Below are 25062 nucleotides of genomic sequence, written 5' to 3'. Positions count from 1 at the left end.
CCTGCCCCCCTGCTCCCCTGCTTTTTTGGAAGGGATTGGGTATAAATTTTTCTTGTGTTAACTCAGCTTGGTTGAGGTAGCCACGCGCCAAAGAGACACCACTAATGTATAATTCTCCTGCTACACCGATAGGTACAGGCTGTAGATACTTATCTAGGATATACATTTGTGTGTTAGCAATCGGACGACCAATCGGAGGAAGTACCGCCCAAGTGTCTACGGAGTTAGTCAGAGTAAAAGTGGTGACTACATGGCTTTCTGATGGCCCATAATGATTGTGCAAAGTACAATCATTTAATTTGCTGAACAGTTGAGATATAGCCGGAGTAATCTGCAACTGTTCCCCAGCAGTAATGATTTCCCTCAGATGACTATTAACTAACTCACTATCAATAGCGACTTCAGCTAGTTGCTGTAAAACAACAAAGGGAACAAACAGTCTCTCAACAGCTTTTTCTTTGAGGAAACCTAACAAAGCTACTGGATCTCGGCGTAGTTCCTCCCCAATTAAGAACAATGTGCCTCCCGAAAACCAGGTAGTGAATATTTCTTGGAAGGAGACATCAAAGCTAATAGGGGCAAATTGCAGGGTTTTTGCTCCAGTAGAAATTGTATTATTTTGAAGTTGCCACAGAATCAGATTGCAAAGAGCAAGCTGATTAAGAGCTACACCTTTAGGTTTACCCGTAGAACCAGAGGTGTAAATCACATAACCTAAGTTATTCGCTTGTACACCAGTGATGGTATTATGCTGACTTGAAAGAGAAATTGCCTGCCAGTGAGTATCTAAGCAAACAAGATGTGCTTGATGCTCAGGCAGTCTCTTAAGGAGTCGCTGCTGGGTTAGTAGCACTGAAACTTGAGCATCTTCAAGCATGAAACTTAGGCGCTCACTGGGATACTCTGGGTCAAGTGGCACATAAGCCCCGCCCGCCTTAAGAATACCTAGTAGTGCCACGACCATTTCTAAAGAACGCTCCACACATAAACCGACCAGCACATCGGCTTTCACACCCAAAGACTGCAAGTAATGTGCCAACTGGTTAGCGCGACAGTTCAATTGCTGGTAAGTCAGTTGTTGATTTTCAAACACCACTGCTACAGCATCTGGTGTACGCTCCACCTGCTCCTCAAATAACTGATGGATACACAAATCTTGGGGATACTCAGCTTGAGTATCGTTCCACTCGACAAGTAACTCTCGTTGTTCTGGTTTTGTCAGCAGGGGCAATTGCGAAATTTGCTCTTTGGGATTAGCAACAATGCCTGACAGCAAAGTTACAAAATGACCCGCCATTCGCTCGATAATGCCTGGATCAAACAAGTCAGTGTTGTACTCCCACGTACTCACTAGTCCAGTGGTAGTGTTTTCCATGAATAAAGTCAAATCAAACTTGGCAGTTGTCCTTTCTGTCACTAATGGACTGACAGTTAACCCAGTCAAATCCACTTGAGATACGGAAGCATTCTGGAGGAGAAACATTACCTGAAACAACGGTGTATGGCTGAGATCCCGTTCTGGCTGCAATGCTTTTACCAACTCCTCAAAGGGCAGGTCTGAATGAGCGTAAGCTTGCGACATCAGTTTACGCACTCGACTCAGCAGCTGCTTAAAACTGGGATTACCTGACAAATCGGTACGTAGCACTAAGGTATTGACAAAAAAGCCAATCAAGTCTTCAGTTTCAAAGCGATCGCGGTTAGCAATGGGTGTACCCACTAAAATGTCATCAGAGCCTATATAGCGATAAAGTAAGGTAACAAATGCTGTGAATAGCGTCGTGAACAGGGTAGCTTTCTCTTGCTTACTAAAATTGGCAAGTGCTTCACTCAGTTCAATTGAAAGTTTTATATGTTGACGCGCTCCTCGGAAAGTTTGAATCGCTGGTCTAGGTCGGTCTGTGGGTAATTCTAGTAAGCTAGGAGCGTTTTTGAGTAGTTGCTGCCAGTAGTTAAGCTGCCTTTGGAGTACCTCTGTTTGCAACCACTGCCGTTGCCAAATAGCAAAGTCGCCATACTGAATTTGTAGCTCAGGTAGCTCTGGGGACAAGTTATTGCACAGAGCTGAGTAAATGGTTGCTAACTCCCGCATCAATACACCCACTGACCAAGCATCGAAGACAATGTGGTGTAATGTTAGTAACAAGACGTGTTCTACCTCTGTGAGTTTAAGCACAGAAGCTCGGATTAAACCAGAGTTAGCGAGGTCAAAGGGTCGAATAGCTTCTGCTGTGGCTAATTGCTGGCAAGCAATTTCTCTTTCACTTTCAGGTAGCTCTGTTAGGTCTACTACTGACAAATTTAAGGTTAAGCTTTCAGCAATTACCTGAATTGGCTGCTCGTTAAAGGTTCGGAAGTTGGTACGTAAGGCTTCGTGACGAGCAACAATTTTGTTGAGGCTTTGCTCTAGTGCCACGACGTTTAGATTACCACGAATTCGTAGAGCTGCTTGTTCGTTGTAGAAGGGGTTATTTGGTTCCAACTGGTTCAATAACCAGATTTGTTCTTGGCCAAAAGACAGAGGTAAGTTCTGAGTGCGATCGCCTTTGATCAGGGGTAAATCAGTATCAGTGGCGATACCTCCGGTGAGCTTCCCTTCTCTACGAGAGGCTGCGCCAACGCGACGTTGCGCGTAGCTTGCTTCCCCGTTGGGGTACGCTAACTCATTTTTCTGGTGCAGCCACAAAATAAGTTCTGCTTTATTCTTAACTAATAAGTCACGAGTTTCTGCTGTCAATACTCCCTTTGGAGCATTAGCATGTAACTGTTCACCTTCAACCCACAATTTCACACCTTGCTGGGAAAGTTCAGTTACAAATTGCTTGATATTCATATAATTATTACCTTCATACCGAATTTTAGATTTTAAATTTTGGATTTTGGATTGAAAGATTAAAAAAGGTCTTTCAATTTTAGATTTTGAATTTTGGATTTTAGATTGAAAATATTTCTTAATCTAAAATCTAAAATTCTTGGATACGGTTCATATTGCTATTTCTTCTCTATCAATTGCACCTAGGTTAATATCTGCTTCTGGATGTTGTTTATCTAGTTTTAGAGCTATTTCAGCTATTGTGGGAAACTCAAACAAACTTGCTAGAGGTAATTTGATATAAAAAATATTTCGTAATCGGGACAAAACCTGAACAGCTATTAAAGAATCTCCTCCCAATTCAAAAAAGTTGTCATTGATTCCCACTTGCTTGATTCCCAAGAATTCTTGCCAGATATCGGCAATTTTTTGCTCAAGTTCATTGCGGGGAGCTATATATGAATTTGGCAAATCGGGTCTTGAGTGGAGTGCAGATAAGTTTTCTGACTGAAAATTATCCGGCTTTTTTTGTAATGAAAGCTGTGATTTTTGTCCAGTCTCTTTTTGCCCAAACTTTGTGCTAAATGCGACTGGTACAGAAGCTTGAGCCATAATAATCTTATGCTCAAACGCTTCAGTTTCCGGAAAAGCAGCAACTTGGACAAAATCTTGATCGCGTAGTGCTTCAAACCACTGGTCTTTGGTGATAAAAGGCTGACCTGGGCTGCGTCTTTCGTCGTCTAAAAGTTTTAACAGCAGACCCCAACTGATATCAAAGTCTATTTTAGGCTGAGTTATTTCCCACAATAAGAGGAAGCCCCCAGGAGCTAATAAAGAGCGCACATGCTGGAGAGTTTGATCTATGTTCCGAGTTGCGTGTAACACATTAGAGGCTATTACTACATCAAAGCTATGCTTCTCAAACCCTTGCTCAGTTGGTGATTTGTCTATGTCTAGCAAGCGATATTCAACAAATGGGTATTCGTTAAACTTCTGTTGCGCTTTAGTCAGGAAGCCGCTACCAATATCAGTAAAAGTATAGTTGGTTTGTTTTGAAGGCAATACAGGTAGTAATGCTTGCGTAGACATACCAGTTCCCCCGCCGATTTCCAGAACTCTTAGGTGAACCGATGATGGCAATGACTTGACCACTTGTTCCAGGCTTGAGCGCAAGATAGAGTTGTAGTAATTTAGTAATGCAAATTCTGAATTTGAACCGTTGTTTTCTTCTTGATAAATGAGTTCATTGAAAAACTCTAAGGGTTCTTGTTCACCAACAACAACAGCAGCTAAATTTTCACCACAACCCTGCACTAAATCTACTGTTAGAGATTTAGCAGCCATTCTCACTCTGACTTCTTTTAAAAGTTCATGAATCAAATCTTGCGAACATGGCACTAGTCCAGTAAATAACCCGTCCTGCTGCTGTAGTTGTCCTTGTTCTACTAATATTTGCAACCATCTACACACCAATTGTTGATAACGGGGAGTTATATGGCATTGCGCCAACAAATTCTCTAAAGAATACTTTTCTTCAGCATTCTTAAAAGCCCCTAATTGCTTGAATGCAGAGTTGATGTAGGCTGTACATAAACGATCCAACCACTGTCTGTTTTCTTGATATGTTAACTCGTTGAGTTCTCCATCTCTAACACTTGCTTGATTCTGGCCTGCTTCTATGAGCGATGTCCACAATTGTGATGTTGTGGTTAAGGTTTGCAACTGCCCCCCAGCTGTTTTTTGTGGGGGGTCAATCCAATAACGTTGGCGCTCAAAGGGATAAGTTGGTAAGGGAAGACGATAATATTCCTCCTGACTATAGAATCCAAACCAATCTATATTTACTCCAGCCAGCCAGAGTTGACCTAATGTATTGAATAAAACACGAGTATCGGATTGCTTTTCTTGAGGATGACGTACCGAAGTCAACACCGTTTGTGCGGCTGCTTTGTCTGGATGCCTTTTAGCTAATGTAGTCAATGTGTGTCCTGGCCCTACCTCTAGTAAAATTTGCTCAGGTGTTGCCAATAATTTCTCTACACCTTGGGCAAAAAGCACTGTGGAACGCAGATGTTGAGCGTAATAGTCAGGATTTGTGGCTTGGGCGACTGTAATCCATGTACCAGTCAGGTTGGAGATATAAGGAATTTTTGGGGGATTTAAAGTTACTTTTTTGACTCGTTCTGCAAATGCCTCTAAGATTGGTTCCATCATTTGCGAATGGAAAGCATGGGAAGTATGCAGACGGCGACATTCAATCCCTTGAGTAGCTAGCTGATTTTGTAGTGCCTCTATTGCTGCTATAGAACCGGAAACCACGGACTGCAAAGGTTGATTAATCGCTGCAACAGAAAGTTCTGATCCTAAAAGGGATTTTACCTTGTCTACGCGTAGGGGAACAGAAAGCATTGCCCCACTAGGAAGTTGCTGCATCATCTGTCCGCGTGCTGCTACCAGAGATAAAGCATCTTCTAGGGAAAAAACACCTGCTAGAGTTGCTGCTACATACTCGCCAATACTATGACCGATCGCAGCTTGTGGCTCCACTCTCCATGACTGCCATAATTTAGCTAGGGCGTATTCAATTACAAAAATAGCAGGTTGAGCGATCGCTGTTTGTTGAAGTTGCTGCGATGCCTCATCAATCTTTTCCTCACTGGGGTAAAGAATATGACGAAAATCTTGCCCTAGTAAGGGTTTAAGAACTTCTGAGCAATAATCAACTTGTTCTTTAAATACTGTCTCAGTTTCGTAAATTTCCCGCGCCATATTGACATACTGAGAACCTTGGCCAGGAAACATAAAGACAACAGGTCGTTCTGTAATCTCTGTATAGTTGGTAAAAACTTGTTGGGCTGCTAAACTACTAAGATTTTTGACAGCATCTTCTAAGTCTTGACAAATTAACATCCGTCGATGATTAAAACCCCGGCGACCACTATTGAGCGTATAAGCAACATCGCCCAAGTTAAGCTCAGGATGCTCTTTCAAATGCGTAACTAAATTAGCTGTTGCCTTCTCAAGCGCACTCGCAGTCTTAGCTGATAAACACAACAATAAATATTTATTTTTTAATTTTGAATTTTGAATTTTGAATTGATTTGGTGCTTCTTCTAAAATTATATGAGCATTAGTACCCCCGATACCAAAAGAACTAACCCCAGCACGGCGAGGGGTGTTATTTGTTTTCCATTCAGTCAGAGTTGTATTGACGTAAAAAGGACTGTTAGCAAAATCAATTTTGGGATTAGGTGCCTCGAAGTGCAAACTAGGAGGCAGCATTTGATGTTCCAGTGCTAATGCAGTCTTAATCAAACCTGTGACACCTGCTGCTGTATCCAAATGTCCAAAGTTGGTTTTTACCGAACCAACAGCGCAGAAGCCTTTTTTATCAGTACTTTGAGTAAAAGCTTGAGTTAACGCTGCGATTTCAATCGGATCACCTAAAGGTGTAGCGGTGCCATGAGCTTCAATATAGGAAATTGTTTCGGCATCTACACCAGCTATAGCTTGAGCCTCGCTAATGACTGCTGCTTGACCACTGACACTGGGAGCAGTGTAACCGACTTTCATTGCACCATCATTATTGATCGCCGAGCCTTTAATAATTGCATGAATGTGGTCGCGATCGCTTATTGCATCTTTTAATCTTTTCAATACCACAATACCTGCACCGCTACCGGCAATAGTTCCTTGTGCTTTAGCATCAAAAACACGGCAGTGTCCATCAGGAGAAAGAATCATTTCCTCTTGATACAAATAACCTCTTTTTTGGGGAATGCTGATAGAAACTCCACCAGCTAAAGCCATATCACATTCACCATTTAATAGACTTTGACAAGCTAAATGAACAGCAACTACAGAAGTAGAACAGGCAGTTTGCACATTCACTGCTGGCCCTGTCAAGTTGAGTTTATAAGCAACTCGTGACGGCAAAAAATCTTTATCATTGGAAATTCCCAATTGGAGAAGGCTAAATTTCTCTAATAATTGATGATCAGGATAGAGATTATTGAGCAAATAACTATTTATCCCCACACCACCATAAACCCCGATTAAACCGTTGTAAGTTTGTGGGTCATAACCAGCCTTTTCTACAGCTTCCCAAGCTAATTCTAAAAATAGGCGTTGTTGTGGATCTATTAACTCAGCTTCCTTCGCACTATAAGTAAAGAAATTTGCATCAAACAATTCAATCTCTGATAAAGCAGCACTAGCTTTCACATAATTAGAATTACTCAACAAATCTAGAGAAACACCAGAATTTATCAATTCTTCATCCGTCAGCCAGGAGATAGACTCTACACCATTACGTAGATTCTGCCAAAACGATTCAATATCTTTTGCTCCTGGAAACCGCCCAGCAGTAGCAATTATTGCTATTTCAGAATTGTTGAAATTATTATTAACTGAATTTACTTTCATTTTTTACCTTTTTTTCTGAGAACGGTGCTGTTGTCTAAGTTTTAATTGTTGGTTTCTTAAAGATTTACTATCACCATGAACTTGAGTACGAGAACTCTTTTCTGTAAATGTATCTTCTTGATTGAGTTTAGTATTCAAATACTGGCTTAAAGTATGTATAGTTGGGTAATTAAACATATCAATTATTGAAAGTTCTAAACCAAAGATTTCTTGCAATTGCTGATTAATTCGTACTAATAGTAACGAATGCCCTCCTAGTTCAAAGAAATTATTGTAAATTCCTGCCTTTTCTACTTCCAGGGCTTTTTGCCAAATTCCAGCAATGATTTTTTCTACTTCTGTATTTGGCATTACATAATCTGATAGTTCCTGATGTAAATCTGGGTCAGGTAGAGCGCGACGGTCTACTTTGCCGTTAGGTGTCAAGGGTAAAGACTCCAGCATCACAAAAGCGGCTGGCACAATATACGCAGGCAGTTTATTGGAAAGGAACTGTCGTAGTTCGCTGGTTGTGGGTGTTGCTTGTGGATGCGTTACTACGTAGGCGACTAAGCGTTTATTACCTGGAATTTCTTCACGGGCGATGACACAACATGTCTGCACATCACCATGTTGACTCAGTACTGCCTCAACCTCGCCTAACTCAATGCGAAAACCGCGTATTTTTACTTGATTATCAATTCGCCCCAAGTATTCGATGTTGCCATTTGATAAGTAACGCGCTAAATCTCCAGTTTTATATAATTTACTTCCTCCTACTTCCTCAAACGGATTGGAGATAAATTTCTCTTGTGTCAACTCTGGGCGGTTAAGGTAGCCTCTGGCTAACCCCACGCCACCGATGTGTAACTCTCCAGGCACACCAATCGGGACTGGTTGCAAATTTTTGTCTAAAATATAAACTTGTGTGTTGGCGATCGCTCTACCAATAGAAATTTTCTCGTCGCCATCAGTGCATTTTGCTACCGTGGCACAGACAGTAGCTTCTGTTGGGCCGTAAGCATTGAAAAAATTTCTGCCAGCAGACCACTGCCTTATTAATTCAGCAGAACAAGCTTCTCCTGCCACAATCATAGTCTGCAATGCCGAGAGTTCCTCTACTGGCATAACTGCTAAGGCCGATGGTGGAAGCGTGATATGGGTAATACCATGATTGCGTAACTGCTCAATTAATGGTTTCCCTGGCAGTAAAGAGTCTTTTGTTCCCAGGTAAAGTGTTGCCCCTGAACCAAAAGCCATTACGACTTCCCAGATAGAAGCATCAAAACTTAAGGAGGCAAACTGGAGAATACGACTGAGGTTTTGCAAGCCAAAAGTCTTAATTTGAGCCTGAGCTAAGTTGCACAGTCCGGTATGCTCAACCATGACGCCCTTGGGTCTGCCTGTAGATCCTGACGTGTAAATTACATTAGCTATATGAAAAGCTCTGACTTCACTGACCGGATTATCTTGATTGTTTTGGATAATTTGTGACCATACCTCATCCAAACAGACAAGGTTTGCTTGATACTGTGAGAGTTTGTTAACAAGTTGCTGTTGAGTCAGCAGTACTGAAACTTGAGCATCTTCTAACATGAAGCTCAAACGTTCTTGGGGATAGTCAGGATCAAGTGGCACATAAGCCCCACCCGCCTTAAGAATTCCCAAAAGTCCTATCACCATGTCTAGTGAGCGTTCTAGACACAACCCTACCAGTACATCTGGTTTTACGCCCAAAGAACGCAAGTAATGCGCTAATTGATTAGCTTTGGCATTCAACTGCTGGTAAGTCAGTTGTTGATTTTCAAACACAACTGCGATCGCATTGGGGGTAAGCTGAACTTGCTTCTCAAACAACTGATGGATGCATTTATCCTGGGGATAATCCGCTTGAGTATCGTTCCATTCAACTAATAACTGCTGTTGCTCAAATTGTGTCAACAGGGGCAATTGAGAAATTCGATTTTTGGGATTAGCAACAATACCTTCAAGCAATCTCAAAAAATGACCCGTCATTCGCTCAATGGTAGATACATCAAACAAGTCAGTGTTATATACCCACCACCCCACTAGTCCAGTAGCGGTATTCTCCATTGCTAAAGTCAAATCAAACTTTGCCGTTGTGCTTGCTGTCATCAATGGAGTGACATTTAACCCAGCCAACTCTATTTGAGGCATGGGCGTATTCTCAAGGACAAACATCACTTGGAACAGTGGTGTGTGGCCCAGATCCCGTTCTGGCTGTAATGCTTCCACCAGCATTTCAAATGGCAAGTCCTGATGAGAGTATGCATCCATTGCCATTTCTCGAACACGACCAAGTAATTCGCTAAAGCTAGGATCGCCTGATAAGTCTGTACGCATGACTAAGGTATTGACAAAAAAGCCAATTAACCCTTCAATTTCACTGCGATTGCGGTTAGCAATAGGAGACCCCACCAAAATATCTTCTTGTCCTGTGTAGCGGTAAAGTAGGGTATCAAACGCTGCCAACAGCGTCATGAATACCGTTACTCCTTGCTGCTGGCTTAGTTGTGCCAGTCTAGCAGTTAGCTCTTTTGAAAGTGTAAACTCTTGATGTACACCATTAAAGGTTTGCACAGCTGGTCTAGGTCGGTCGGCTGGTAGCGACAATAAAGCTGGTGCGTTTGCCAGTTGTTGTTGCCAGTACGAGAGCTGAGTTTGCAGTACATCCCCTTGCAACCAGTTTCGCTGCCAGATGGCGAAATCTGCGTACTGAATTGGCAATGGGGCTAAGGGGAAGGGTTGACCTTGAGAGTAAGCATCATACAGCACTGCTAGCTCTTTGACAAACACACCCATTGACCAGCCATCAGAGACAATGTGATGCATACACACCAATAGGACGTGTTCTGTCTCGGACAGCACTACTAATGTTGCCCTGACTAATGCTTGGTTTGCCAAGTCAAATGGTTGAATAGCTTGTTTTTGCGCTAATTGCTGTTTTGCAATTTCTTGTTCGCTTGTTGACAGATGTTGCAATTCAACAACTGAGACTGTCCAATTCGTTTGTATTTGAATGATTTGAGAAGGTTTTCCATCAACTATGACGAAATTGGTGCGTAACGCTTCGTGGCGATGAATAATTTCTCGCAAGCTTTGTTCTAAGGCTACTTGATTGAAAGTTCCTACTAAATGTAAAGCTATGGGTATGTTGTAGAAGGAGCTATTCGGTTGTAACTTGTCTAAAAACCACAAACGCTGTTGAGCATAAGACAGTGGTAATTCTGCATCCCTTGCCCTTGGTAAAATGGGTGGAGAAATTAGTTCTATCTTTTGTTGCTGCAACTGGCCAATAAGATGAGCTAATTCGGCAACTGTCGCGGCGGCAAACAGACTACGCAATAGTAGTTCTACTTTCAAGCTGGTGCGAATGCGTGAAAGCAGTTGGGTTGCTAGCAGCGAGTGTCCCCCAAGTTCAAAGAAGTTATCATGTATGCCTACCTGCTCCACTTTCAAGACTTGCGCCCAAATTTGTGCCAGCATTTCTTCAATTGGCGTGCGTGGGGCGACAAATTTTTCTAGCAGTGTTCTGTCTAATTCTGGTGCAGGTAAAGCGCCACGATCTACTTTGCCGTTAGATGTCAGAGGCAAGGACTCCAGCAGCACAAAAGCATTTGGCACCATGTATTCGGGTAGCTTCTTTTGGAGGAAGCGGCGAACCTCACTGAGTAATAAACTCGAATTGCTCCAGATCGGTTTTAAAGAATCACAGACTAACCTGCTGCTACCAGGCTCGTCTGGGAGGTACTGGTTTATGGATGGTCGTCTGGCATAGATATTGTAGAGTACAGTATCTTCTAGTAAAGCATCCTGCTCAATAGTTAGATCGTATCCATGTTCTTTTAGCAGCGCTGCAATCTCCTCCAACCTCCCATTGATGTTATGAACCTCTACAACTATCTGCTGGATCTTTTGCCAATCTTCTTGCTGGATACCAGAAAGCACATCCTGCTCACTTTTCTCCACGTCGATTTTCAGCAAATCGATCCTCTCAACGCCATGCTCACCAATCACATCAGAAATTGTTCTTAAGTGGCAAGTGAATTGCTGACTCTGCAATCGTTCTGCTAGCAGTTCATCAATTGCCTGACTAGATATTTCTGTCTCATTTGCTATAAATTGTTGTTTGAGCAAAAAGGATTTGATCACCTCTCGCTCTTGATCGGCATCAGCAAAGCGTCCAGAGATTACGGAAACCTGAGGATAATATGTAAAGGTGTCACTCTTGATCTCGCTGGAAAGACCAAGATTAAACAGTTTCACATTTAAACCATAGCCCTCAGCATTTATACGTAACAGGTCGAAAACAGGCGGAATTGGCTCAAATGCGTAAATAGAAACATCTTTACATATTTGACCCATGAAGAGTGCGAACAGACCGATATTGGCACCTACATCAAATATGCAATCCCCTTCATTGATAGTGATGCCATGTTTTAAATAAGCTTGTTCCTCCCAAAGTTCTTTGTAGACGAATTCTGTCTCGTTTTTATTCAGATGGGCAATCACCATGCCATTTGGCAACTCATAGAGTAACCCTTCATTAAGTAGACCTTTGTTTTTAAAACGAAGTAGTTGTAAAATTGGGAAGGCATATTCTTGGTTGGGAACAATATAGGCTACCAGACGCTTATTGTCAGGATCGTCCTGTCGGGCGATTACTACGGTTTCCCTCACAGCCAGGTGTTGTGTTAGCGCCGCCTCGATTTCTCCAAGTTCGATGCGGAAGCCGCGAATTTTTACTTGTTGATCAATGCGCCCTAAATACTCTAACTCGCCATTGGGCAGATAACGAGCTAAGTCGCCGGATTTGTATAGTCGCGCTTTTGAGTTGTCGTTAAAAGCGTGAGAAATAAACCTCTGTGCTGTCAGTTCAGGGCGATTAAGATAGCCACGCGCTACCCCAGCACCACCAACGTACATCTCGCCCGCGACACCAATCGGCATCGGCTGTAAATATTCATCTAGCACATATACCTGTAAGTCAGGAATCGGACGACCAATTACACTTGCTGTGTCCTTCAAATCGGCTTTACTCAATGGACGATAAGTTACATGTACAGTAGTTTCTGTAATCCCGTACATATTCACTAACTGTGGCAATTGGTCGCCGTGGCGTTCAAACCAAGGCTGTAAACTCTTGAGTTCTAAAGCTTCTCCACCAAAAATTACCAAGCGTAAGTTCAAATTGCCAGTAGTTGCTATTGACTGTTCGGCTTGAATCAACTGGCGGAAAGCTGAGGGTGTTTGATTGAGAATTGTGACTTTCTCTTGACATAACAATTCATAGAAAGACTCAGGCGATCGCGTCACTAAATAAGGCACTATTACCAGTCGTCCACCATACAGTAAAGCTCCCCAAATTTCCCACACGGAAAAGTCGAATGCATAAGAGTGGAAAAGTGTCCAGACATCATCTTGGTTGAAGCTATACCAAGAATTTGTCGCTTTAAACAAACGAACTACATTTGAGTGATTGACTAAAACGCCCTTGGGTTTGCCTGTAGAACCGGAAGTGTAGATGACGTATGCCAGGTTATCGGATGTAGTGGTGTAAGAAGGGTTTGACTCGCTTTTTTGAGCAATTTTTTCCCAGTCGCTGTCTAAGCAGATGACACGCGCCTGATGTTTGGGAAGAGATTTTACTAATTGCTGTTGGGTTAACAGCCCCGAAAGTTGAGCATCTTCTAAGATAAATTGCAAACGCTCAGTCGGATACTCTGGGTCAAGTGGCACATAAGCTCCACCCGCTTTGAGAATGCCCAGTAGTCCTACCAGCATCTTTAGCGATCGCTCTACACACAACCCCACCAGCACATCTTGCCCCACACCCAAAGTTTGTAGATAATGTGCTAGCTGATTTGCTTTGGCGTTCAACTCTCGGTAAGTGATCTGTTGATTTTCATACACTACCGCCACTGCATCTGGAGTGCGCTCTACCTGCTCCTCAAATAGCTGATGGATGCACTTATCTTGGGGATAATCTACCTGAGTATCGTTCCATTCAACTAACAACTGCTGTTGCTCAGGTTGTGTCAACAGAGGCAATTGAGAAATCCGTTCCTCTGGATTAGCAATAATACCTTCAAGCAACGTCATAAAATGACTAGTCATTCGCTCAATAGTACTGCCATCAAACAAATCAGTGTTATATTCCCAAAGCCCTACCAGTCCAGTAGCAGTATTCTCCATTGATAAAGTCAAATCAAACCTGGAAGTTGTACCTTCTACTACCAGTGGACTAACAGTTAACCCAGTCAACTCGAATTGAGACATGGGAGCATTTTGGAGGACAAACGCCACCTGAAACAGTGGTGTATGGCTAAGATCCCGTTCTGGCTGTAATGCTTCTACTAACATTTCAAAAGGCAAATCCTGATGAGAGTATGCATCCATCGCCATTTCCCGAACACGACCCAGTAACTCACAGAAACTAAAATTGCCTGATAAGTTGGTACGCATCACTAAGGTATTGACAAAAAAGCCAATTAACCCTTCAAGTTCACTGCGATCGCGATTTGCGATCGGTGAACCAACCAAAATGTCTGCCACACCTGTGTAGCGGTAAAGTAGAGTATCATAAGCTGCCAACAGCGTCATGAACAAGGTAACTCCTTGCTCTTGACTTAACTGTATTAACCCACTAGTTAGCTGCTTGGAAAGTGCAAACTGTTGATATGCCCCTGCAAAACTCTGCACAGCAGGTCTTGGTCGGTCTGTGGGAAGCACTAATAAGGCGGGTGCATCTGCCAGCTGTTGTTGCCAGTAACTCAATTGCCTTTGCAGTACATCCCCTTGCAACCACTGTCTTTGCCAAATTGCAAAATCTGCATACTGAATCGGCAATGGTGGTAAGGATAAGGTTTGACCTTGAGAATAAGCATTGTACAGTGCTGCTAACTCCTGAACAAATACACCCATTGACCAGCCATCAGAGACAATGTGATGCATACACACTAACAAGACGTGTTCTGTCTTATTAAGCACTACTAATGTCGCCCTAATTAATGCTTCAGTTGCTAGGTTAAAGGGTTGAATAAGTTGTTTTTGCGCTAATTGCTGTATGGCAATTTTTTGTTCAGTTGTGGATAAATGCTGATACTCAACAACTGAGAACGTCCAATTTGTTTGCGTTTGAATGATTTGAGAGGGTTTTCCATCAACTGTGATGAAGTTGGTGCGTAACGCTTCATGGCGATGAATAATTTCTTGCAAGCTTTGTTCCAAGGCTGCAACCTTGAGAGTTCCTTGAAGATGCAAAGCTGTAGGTATGTTGTAGATGGCGCTGTTCGGCTCGAACTGGTCTAAAAACCACAAACGCTGTTGACCATAAGACAGTGGTAATTCTGTATCCCTTGCTCTTGGTAAGATGGGTAGGGAGGTTTTTTCTAAGCTTTGTTGCTGCAACTGCCCCATCTCTTGTGCCAATTCGGCTAGTGTTGCTGCGGCAAACAGACTACGCAATGGTAGTTCTACTTTCAAGCTGGTGCGAATGCGTGAAAGCAGTTGGGTTGCTAGTAGCGAATGTCCCCCAAGTTCAAAAAAGTTATCGTAAATGCCTACTTGCTCTACTTTCAAGACTTGCGCCCAAATTTGTGCCAGCATTTCTTCAATTGGCGTGCGCGGGGCGACAAATTTTTCTAGCAGTTTGCTGTCTAACTCCGGTTTTGGCAGTGCGCGGCGGTCTATTTTGCCGTTAGATGTCAGGGGTAAGGATTCCAGCATCACAAAAGTGTTTGGCACCATATAGCCGGGGAATTGGTTGGTGAGGAACTGACGTAGTTCTGCGGCTGTAGAAGATTGTTTCACCTTCGGTACTACGTAAGCTACTAAACGTTTGTCGTCAAGTTCATCCTCTCGTATCACCACCACGCTTTCCCAAACAGCTGGGTGTTGCGCCAGTAATGCCTCAATTTCTCCCAACTCAATGCGGAAGCCACGAATTTTCACTTGTTGATCGATGCGCCCTAAATACTCTAACTCGCCATTGGGCAGATAACGAGCTAAGTCTCCTGTTTTGTAGAGGCGAGAGTACTTCGTACACGCTTCGCGATCGCAATTAAAGGATTGGTCTTCTTTCGCTCCCCTGCTTCCATCGAAGGGATTAGAAATAAACCTCTGTACTGTCAGTTCAGGGCGATTAAGATAGCCACGCGCTACCCCAGCACCACCAACGTACATCTCGCCCGCGACACCAATCGGCATCGGCTGTAAATATTCATCTAGCACATATACCTGTAAGTCAGGAATCGGACGACCAATTACACTTGCTGTGTCCTTCAAATCGGCTTTACTCAATGGACGATAAGTTACATGTACAGTAGTTTCTGTAATCCCGTACATATTCACTAACTGTGGCAATTGGTCGCCGTGGCGTTCAAACCAAGGCTGTAAACTCTTGAGTTCTAAAGCTTCTCCACCAAAAATTACCAAGCGTAAGTTCAAATTGCCAGTAGTTGCTATTGACTGTTCGGCTTGAATCAACTGGCGGAAAGCTGAGGGTGTTTGATTGAGAATTGTGACTTTCTCTTGACATAACAATTCATAGAAAGACTCAGGCGATCGCGTCACTAAATAAGGCACTATTACCAGTCGTCCACCATACAGTAAAGCTCCCCAAATTTCCCATACGGAAAAGTCGAATGCATAAGAGTGGAACATTGTCCAGATATCATCTTGATTGAAGTTAAAAGATGCTGCTGTGGCTTCAAATAGACGAACTACATTTGAGTGATTTACTAAAACGCCCTTGGGCTTACCTGTAGAACCCGAAGTGTAGATGACATAAGCTAGATTACTTGGTGTCGCGGTGTTTTTCGGATTTGATTCGGTTTTTTGAGCAATTTTTTCCCAGTCGCTGTCTAAGCAGACGACACGCGCCTGGTGTTTGGGAACAGACTCTACTAATTGCTGTTGGGTCAGCAGCACCGAAACTTGAGCATCTTCTAACATGAAGCTTAAACGCTCAGTCGGATACTCTGGGTCAAGTGGCACATAAGCTCCACCCGCTTTGAGAATGCCCAGTAGCCCAACCAACATCTCTAGCGATCGCTCCACACACAACCCAACCAGCACATCCGCTCCCACGTTCAAAGACTGCAAGTAATGTGCTAACTGGTTAGCGCGGCAGTTCAACTGGTGATAAGTCAGTTGTTGATTTTCAAACATCACTGCTACAGCATCCGGGGTTCGCTCAACCTGTTCTTCAAACAATTGATGGATACATTTATCCTGGCGATACTCCAGTTGTGTGTTGTTCCACTCAATCAATAACTGGTGTTGCTCAACTTCTGTAAGCATTGGCAATTGCGAAATCTTTTGTTGTGGATTAGCCACAACTCCTGACAGCAAGGTTACAAAATGCCCCAGCATCCGCTCGATAGTGCTGACATCAAAAAGGTCAGTATTGTACTTAAAAATCCCAGATAAAGAAGAACTTGCTTCTGCGATCGTCAGATTTAGATCAAACTGACCCTCCATCTGAGGCATTTCAAAAGGTTTGAGTTTAATTCCTTCTTTATCTACTTCACCTCCTAACCACAGTTGTTGCGTATGCTCAAACTGCCCCAAGTTCTGGAAAAGGAAGTTGAATACAGCCCCAAAGATAGGAGAACGGCTCGGATCGCGCTGTGGCTGCAATCTTTCTACCAGTAGAGCAAAGGGAAAATCCTGATGCGCTAATGCTTCTGATACTGTTTGGCAAACTTGAGTCAGAAACTCTTGAAAACTGGGATTTCCTGAAAGATTCGCCTGCATAACGACGGGATCGACAAAATAGCCAACTAGTGGCACAAATTCCGGTTGAGTTCTACCTGATGTGGGCGCACCTACCAGAATATCCTCTTGCCCCGTGTAACGATACAAGAGAACCTGAAATGCAGCTAGCAGAACTATGTATTGGGTCACGCCTTCTGTTTGAGCTAGCTTTTTCAGTTGTTCTGTGAGCTTTTGGGATATTTTGAAATTATAAGAAGCGCCGTTGTAGGTTTGTATGGCTGGTCTTGGTCTATCTGTTGGCAAGTTGAGTACAGGTAACTCTCCTGCCAGTTTTTGCTGCCAGTAGTTCCATAGCTTTTCTCCTTGAGTACTAGTTAATAATTCTCTTTGCCAACGAACGTAATCTATATAGGAGTGCTTTAGAGGAGTTAGAGATGGCTGAACACCTAACTCTAGTGCAAGATAGACGGTTATTAACTCTTCTATTAGTAATAGTACAGACCAAGCATCAACAGCAATATGGTGTATCGTCACTAACAAGATATGTTCCTGCTGTGAGCAACTGAACAAGCGCACCCGCATTATCGAATCGTTTTCGATGTTGAAGGGTTGTTGGTATTCCTGAAAAACTCTTTGCTCAAGCTCCTGCTCTCTCCAGGTGGAGGCATTTATCTGCTGAAAATCTGTAAACTGAGTTTGATGGATCTGTTGAACAACATTATTATCTTGCTTAAAAAACTTGCTACGTAATTGCGGATGACGGTCAAGAATAATTTGGAAGCTTTTTTGTAAAGTTGTAACATTTATAGGTGAACAGATACGACAGGTAAAAGCTACATTATAGGCTGCGCTTTTAGGTGCTAATTGCCACAGAAACCACAGGGATTGTTGACCGTAGGAAAGAGGATAAATATTTAAAATATCTGGGCGATCGCGCAGTAACTGTAAAATTTCAGTTTTGTGCTGTTTTAGTTGAGCAATGACATCAGGAGTTAATGAACTTTCAGAACCATCTATTAGCAATTTTTCTCCATCATGCCCTAACTCAATGCCTTTAAAAGAAATATCTTGTAAAAATTTTAATAAATTCATAATTCTATTTTAATTTTATTATTACTTTTGATATTTACTAGTTTAAATGGCTCACTACTTTCCTTTTGAACTTCTTTGTCTGATTGATCATCAGAATTTAAGCCAAGTTCTTCCAATAGATAATCAGTTAGCAAATCTACAGTAGGATACTTAAAAACTAAATTTAGCGGCAAAGAGCATTTTAAACTTTTTTGCAGGTGATTTTTCAAATCTAAAGAAGTTAGCGAATCCATCCCTAACTCGAAAAAATTTTTCTGTAGCTCAATGGATTCTGATAGATGCCAACCGAGGACTTTAGCCACTACTGAAAAAATATGATCCTGTAAAATTCTTCGGCGCTTGGTAATATCCGTTGTCTTTATTTGTTCAACCATCCCAGATTGCATAACCACAGTTTTTACTGAAGTTTGCAAAAAGTTAGTGAACAACGGCGAAACTGAATTGGATTTTTCCAAAAACTGCACCCAATTCATAGGCATAACTGCAACTTGAGTAGAGGATTGACACAATAATTGCTCTAGAGCAACTAATCCCTGTTCTGGGGCAAACGTTCCAATACCCCGTGTTTTTGTTTGCTCATCAAGTTGACGCTCTGCGAAGGCTCCTACTTGTGACCAAGCTCCCCAGTTAATGCTCAAACCTGCTAGTCCTTGAGCTTGGCGATGATGGGCTAAAGCATCAAGAAAAGCATTGGCTGCCGCATGGTTAGATTGACCTGCACTACCAAGTAAAGAAGCTATAGAAGAAAACATCACAAAAAAGTCTAAAGGCTGGTTCTGAGTTAAAGTATGCAGATGCCAAGCTCCTTGTACTTTTGGAGCCAAAACTTTTGCAAAGCGTTGCCAGTTTTGTTGTTGTAGAACGCCATCATCCAAAACACCAACAGAATGAATAATTCCGCGCAGTGGTGGCATTCGCTCAATTTCTGAGAGTACTTTTGTGATTTGTTCGACATCAGACACATCGGCCTGAATAACATTTACTTGAGCGCCAGCCTGCTCTAACTCTTGAAGTTGCTCATGAACAGCAACACTTGCATTACTACGCCCAACTAACACCAAATGCCTTGCTCCCCGTTGCACCATCCAACGAGCTACCAATAAACCCAGACCACCCATACCGCCAGTTATCAGGTAGGTACTATCTTCACGGAACCTTAGAGGTTTGGGTGCTGCTGTTTCTAGATAATCTTTAGGCTTCTGGTAGCGAGCTAACCTAGCGACATAACGTAGTTGGTCTGTGAAAGCAACCTGGTCTTCTTTAGTTGGGAACCAAATTTCCTCAAATAAGGCTTGCACCACTTTTGCATCTGCCTTTGGAGCTAAATCTACACGCACACAGTTGAGTTCTGGATGTTCGCTAGCGATCGCCCTTGCCATTCCCCACAAGCTTGATTGCGCTACTCCTTCTAGGTTGGCGATCGCGTTTTGCCCAGCGTAGCTGATCGCCACTGCTCTTTGAGTTACTAACCAGAGGCGAGGATGAGCAGATAAATTAGCCCCTGTCAATGCCTGAACTAGATGCAAGGTGCTACCACATCCTAGTAAAGATGCCGCAGTTAAATCGGTTGCGGTGAGTTCTGCTGCTTTAACTGTATCTAAACTCCAGCAATGAACGACACCATACAAATTCAAGGGTTTGCTATTGATTGCCTGCAATAGCTTTTGATAATGTTCTGGGTTGCTTGGGTTAATTTTGAATTGTTGCTGGTCTAATTGTTCATATTCCTCACCAACAAATACTAAGGTACAAAGTTGTGAGTGAGTATCTAGCTTGTCAACTAACTGTTGCGCTATGCCTTGCCGATCTGCGAATAACAGCCAATGTTTTGGCTCAACTTGTACCGATTCATTTGGTGATGGTGGTACTTGTGCCAACATCACCATTGCTCTTGATAAAACGCTTTGAGTCTGTTTAGTAGATGATATATTAACTGTGCTTATAAACCCAGTTTCTTGCAACACTTCTTCCCATTGGGTAGCACTAATTAAGGGATAGTCTGGGCGCAAGTGCAAATCAATAAATCGCCACCATCCTGGAGTTAACCCAAAGATTAAGTCTAGCCAACGCTGACGCTGAGTTGTTTCCAATAAAATTAATATGCCCTGTGGTACTAATAATTGCTTGGTGTGTTTGAGGGTTTGTTGTAAATCTTGGGTAGCGTGCAAGACATTGGCAGCCACAATTACATCATATTGCTGCTTTTCAAATCCTTGGCTGAAGGGGTCTTTTTCAATGTCTAATACTTGATATTTTACAAATGGGAAATCCTGGAATTTCTCTTGGGCTTTTTGGGTAAAAGAGATCCCAATATCGCTGAAGTGGTATTCGGTTTGCTCACAGGACAAATGTGGTAGCAGGTAAGAGGTTGTTCCACCAGTTCCCGCGCCAATTTCCAATATTCTTAATCCCCGTCCAGTTGGTAAATGCTCGACAAGTGAAATTATGGCTTGTTGAGCTAAGATATTCACCACTTTTGTCAGTGGCGAATTCTCATATAACTGGGCTGTAGTTGAGTCGTTTTCGGGGAAAAGTAATTGCAATGGATCGCATTTGCCCCTTAGTACTTGGGCTAATGATGGGCCGCAACGTCCTAGAAGAGTTAATTCAGCATTTGCTATTGGATATTGAGTTAACAGGGCATTTAATTCAGCTTGCGGATCGCTGTCTTCTGGTTCGCGGATAACTTGCCATTCCAAAGCTTTTGCCTCTAACACCCCTACTTCTGCTAACATCTCTAGTAGTCGCTTGAATAGCCGTTGATGTTGGCTGACTACTCCTAACTGGTTAGCGATCGCGGTTGTAGTGAAGCGCTGCCCTAGTTGCAATTTCCACCCCATTGCTGTCAGGGCTTGCAGCACATAGTTAATACTGAGTGCTTCTAACTGGCTAACTGCTGCCTCGTAAACTTTTAGCTGTGGTTCAGCCATGAATTGAGAATATTGTGCCTGAAGGTTAGGACTAATTTCTGCAAGTGCTGGCAGGTAATTTGGAGACAGTTGCTCATTGCTAAAGCGCACTTGAGGTTGCCACTCTACTTTATACAGCCAATTCTCTACAGAATTTTCTTTGAAGTCTAGCTGGAGACTTTGCAATAAAGTGTTGGGAGTTGCTTTTTTAGCCTCAAAACCTTTGATGTCTGCAATCAACTGCCCGTTAGCATCAAATAGCCTGATATTTGCTACAAGGTTGTCCAAATCGTAGTTCTCAGACTGCGTAGGCGTAGCCCCTCGGAGACATCGTACTGCATGACACCATAACTGCTGACTTTGGGGACGTTGGTAAAATTGGAAACTCTCAATTGCGAAGGGTACAAAAGTGTCTTCGCTAGGGAAGAAAAAGCTGGTCAGTTGTAAGCAGGAATCCAGAAGACCTGGATATAATTGATACTCCTCTAAATTATCTACTAGATCAAGCCATTTGAGCTTGGCTAGGGCTTCTCCTTCTCCACACCAGACACAATCAAGCCACTGGAAGCTTGCACCAAATTGAATCTGCCGCTTTTGCCAACTTTGGGAAATTTCCACAGCAGCTATTTGTTGAGTACAGCGCGTCTGTATCTGTTGGAGAAAGACAGTTTCTGGTGCAATGTTAACGCCTTGTGAGATTTTCCCTGTGGCATGGACTAGCCACTGATTTATCTGAGTACTACCATTCGGGACTGGATCAAAGCTGATGAGTTTGAAAGATGCGCTACTCTCCTCAAAAGACAGTACCAGCTGTACTGTGCGTGCTTTATCGTCGGGGATAACCAATGCTTGAGGGAAAACTATATTTTCTAACAGACATGATGCACTGGCGAAAGTCAATCCTGCTGCACCCAATAGCAAGGAGAGATAACAGGCTCCAGGCACAACAATTTGGTTATAAACTTGATGATCTACTAAAAACGGTAGGGTTTGGCTACTGAATTCAGACTCAAACAAGATTTCTTTGCTTAAGGGCAACTGAAGCTTTTTGTCTAATAATGGGTGCAGTTTTGTCGAGTTTTGTTGCCGTTGAGGTTGAGGGGGTGGATTCTCAATCCAATAGCGCTGTCGTTGAAACGGATAAGTGGGTAATGTAACTTTCTTGCGGAAATAGTCGCGGTCGAACCCTGACCAATCTACTACCATTCCACCTACATATAACTCACCCAAACTTGAAAGCAACTGTTGCCATTCTGGCACTCCCGGACGCAGAGAAGGCAACCACAAACCCACATTCTCAGGCAAGCACTCACGACCCATACCCAACAAAATTGGCTTAGGCCCAACCTCTAAAAAGACTTCATGCCCAAGTTGATGCAATGTCTGCATACTATCGGCAAACCGCACTGTTTGCCGGATGTGATTCACCCAGTATTGTGCATTGGTGATATTCTCGTCAGCAAGTTGTCCGGTGATATTAGAGACTAATGGTATCTGGGGCTGATTGTAGGTTATTTGACTAGCTACTTGCTCAAACTCCTTCAACATGGGTGTCATGAATGGAGAATGGAAAGCATGGGATACTTGTAACCGCTTTGTTTTCACCCCCTGTGTTGACAGTTCCTGACAAATAGCAGCAATGTCTTCACTAGCTCCAGAAATCACTACACTTTCGGGCCCGTTTATGGCTGCTAATGCCACTGTGTCATGGAATGGTGCTATAACTTCCCGCACTCTTGCCTCTGAAGCCATCAGTGAAACCATCTCGCCTCCAGAAGGCAGTTGCTGCATTAACTGTCCCCGATAGACGATGAGTTTAAGTCCATCTTCTAGGCTGAAAACGCCTGCTACAGTTGCCGCAACATATTCGCCTACACTGTGACCCATCACCACATTTGGTTCAATGCCCCAAGATTTCCACAGTTGATACAGGGCATATTCAAAAGCAAACAATGCTGGTTGGGTATAGGCGGTTTGATCCAACAAAGATGATTGCTCAAGAGCCTGGGTAGGACAAAGTACTTCTAACAAAGAATGCTTCAGATAAGGGCGGAGAATTTCATCACACTGCTTGATAGTTTGGCGGAAGATGGGTTGGCTATCGTAGAGTTGGCGACCTATATTGATATACTGGGAGCCTTGACCAGTGAATAAAAAGGCTATCTTTGCTGGCTTTTTGCCAGGTTTATCGCTAATTAAGCCGGCGGTGTCTTTCCCAGATGCGAAAGCAGTGAGTCGATCGACCAACTGCTCTCTAGAGTCGGCTACAATAGCAAGGCGGTAGTCAAAATGCGATCGCCCAGTGTTGGCGGTGTAACAAATATCTGCTAACGATATCTTCAAATCAGATATTAAATAGGTTTGATATTTTCTTGCCAGTTCCTCTAGAGCCTTCTCAGTTTTTGCCGAAAGTGCTATCAAGTGGCTTGGACGCTCGATGTTCGTCACCACTATTTCTTCTGGCACTGACGACTCTTCTAGGATTACATGGGCATTAACACCCCCAAAGCCAAAGGAACTTACGCCTGCTCGTCTAGGAATAATTTTTCCTTCTTTTGTCTTTAAATGTTGCCAATCTTTTGTTTCTTTAACTATATAAAAGGGGCTACCATCTAACTTGATGCGAGGATTTAATTGCTGAAAGTTGTTCACTCTTGGCAATTTTTTATATTTCATTGCCAATAATACTTTTATGATCCCAGCAATACCTGCTGCTGATTCTAAATGTCCAATATTTGTTTTTACTGAACCTAATCCACAATAGCTTTCTGCGCTTTTTTCAATACTATAGTGCTGATACAGTTGTGTATATGCTCGTTTTAAAGCATTAATTTCAATTGGATCACCTAACGGCGTACCTGTTCCATGAGCTTCTATATAAGATATTGTATCAGGTGTAATATTTGCCTTTATACATGCAGACCTCACAACTTGTGATTGAGAATAAGCATTGGGAGAGGTTAAAGTACGGGCATGACCACCATGATTTATGGCGCTTCCTTTAACTATTCCATAAATATAATTTTTATCTTCAACTGCTTTTTTCAAAGGTTTTAATAAAATTACACCTGCCCCTTCACCTCGCACATAACCGTCTGCTTGAGCATCAAAGGTTTTGCATTTACCTTCAGGTGATAACATACCCAACTTACTAAAAGAGATATAACTAGTCGGTGTACACAATACACTGACACCACCAACTAATGCCATCTCACATTCATTTTGATTGAGTGCATTCACTGCTTGGTGTATGGCTACAAGTGAGCTAGAACAAGCAGTATCTATAGGAATACTCGGCCCATGAAAGTTGAAAAAGTAGGAAATTCGATTCGGAATAATAGAAGTATATGTACCTGTAGAATTATATCCTTCAATAACTTCGCCCTTATCTTGTAATTCTTTATAATCGAAATTACAAACACCAATAAAAACACCAACGTTATTTCCTGATAATTCTAATGGTGAATATCCAGCATCTTCTAAGCATGACCAACTCAGTTCTAGCATGATCCTTTGTTGAGGATCTGTTCGCCGAGCTTCTCGCTCTGATATCTGAAAAAATTTTGCGTCGAATTTATCTACATCTTCGATAAATCCTCCCCATTTACTAGTACTTGTATTGGGAATTTCAATATTTGAAGAATAAAAATTATCAATATTCCATCGCTCTTGAGGTATCTCCGTTACACTATTAACTCCTTTCTCTAAATTTTCCCAAAACTCATTATGATTATTTGCTCCTGGAAATTTACACCCTATACCAATAATGGCGATCGCCTCTGACTGAATATTAATATTTTCTGCTTCATCATTCATAATTAAACTCACTAAAAACTAACTCTAAATCTTTAACTGTATTAGCTTATCTACTTTGCTAAGTATTGTATTTATTTAAAATTAATATTACCTTGCTGCACGTTTGATAAAATAAATTGATTTGTATAACAAGGTTTTAGCTCTTCTCTAATAAACAAATATTTGATTTATTTGAGAAGAAATATTACAAATTCAGTCTTTTTACATTTTGCATAAATAGCCTTGATAATGGCTTTAATCACATATCCCATTAGAGTATCTCCTACAATCGTTATTAGACCAACATCT

4 protein-coding genes are annotated in these 25062 nt (G+C 42.4%); all 4 read right to left on the bottom strand.

What is annotated here, in order from left to right; genetic code table 11:
* On the bottom strand, positions 1-2833 hold a 2833-nt coding region (locus ACFFAP_RS10990), incomplete at its 3' end, for an amino acid adenylation domain-containing protein (protein WP_375511247.1).
* A gap of 150 nt (positions 2834-2983) precedes the next feature.
* Entirely contained in the window at positions 2984-7237 is a 4254-nt protein-coding gene (locus tag ACFFAP_RS10985) for a beta-ketoacyl synthase N-terminal-like domain-containing protein (RefSeq protein WP_375511246.1), read from the bottom strand.
* Positions 7238-7240: 3 nt separating this feature from the next.
* Positions 7241-18049 (bottom strand): amino acid adenylation domain-containing protein, encoded by a 10809-nt coding sequence (locus tag ACFFAP_RS10980; RefSeq protein WP_375511245.1) that lies wholly within the window; start codon positions 18047-18049, stop codon positions 7241-7243.
* The gene (locus ACFFAP_RS10975; protein WP_375511244.1) at positions 18046-24774 is read right to left on the bottom strand and encodes an SDR family NAD(P)-dependent oxidoreductase; all 6729 of its coding nucleotides are present in this window, start codon (positions 24772-24774) and stop codon (positions 18046-18048) included. The genes ACFFAP_RS10980 and ACFFAP_RS10975 overlap by 4 nt, the downstream gene beginning before the upstream one ends.
* Positions 24775-25062 lie beyond the last annotated feature (288 nt).

This window comes from uncultured Nostoc sp. (assembly GCF_964245575.1).
Taxonomy (GTDB): domain Bacteria; phylum Cyanobacteriota; class Cyanobacteriia; order Cyanobacteriales; family Nostocaceae; genus Nostoc.
This window is presented reverse-complemented; position numbering and strand designations above follow the sequence as displayed.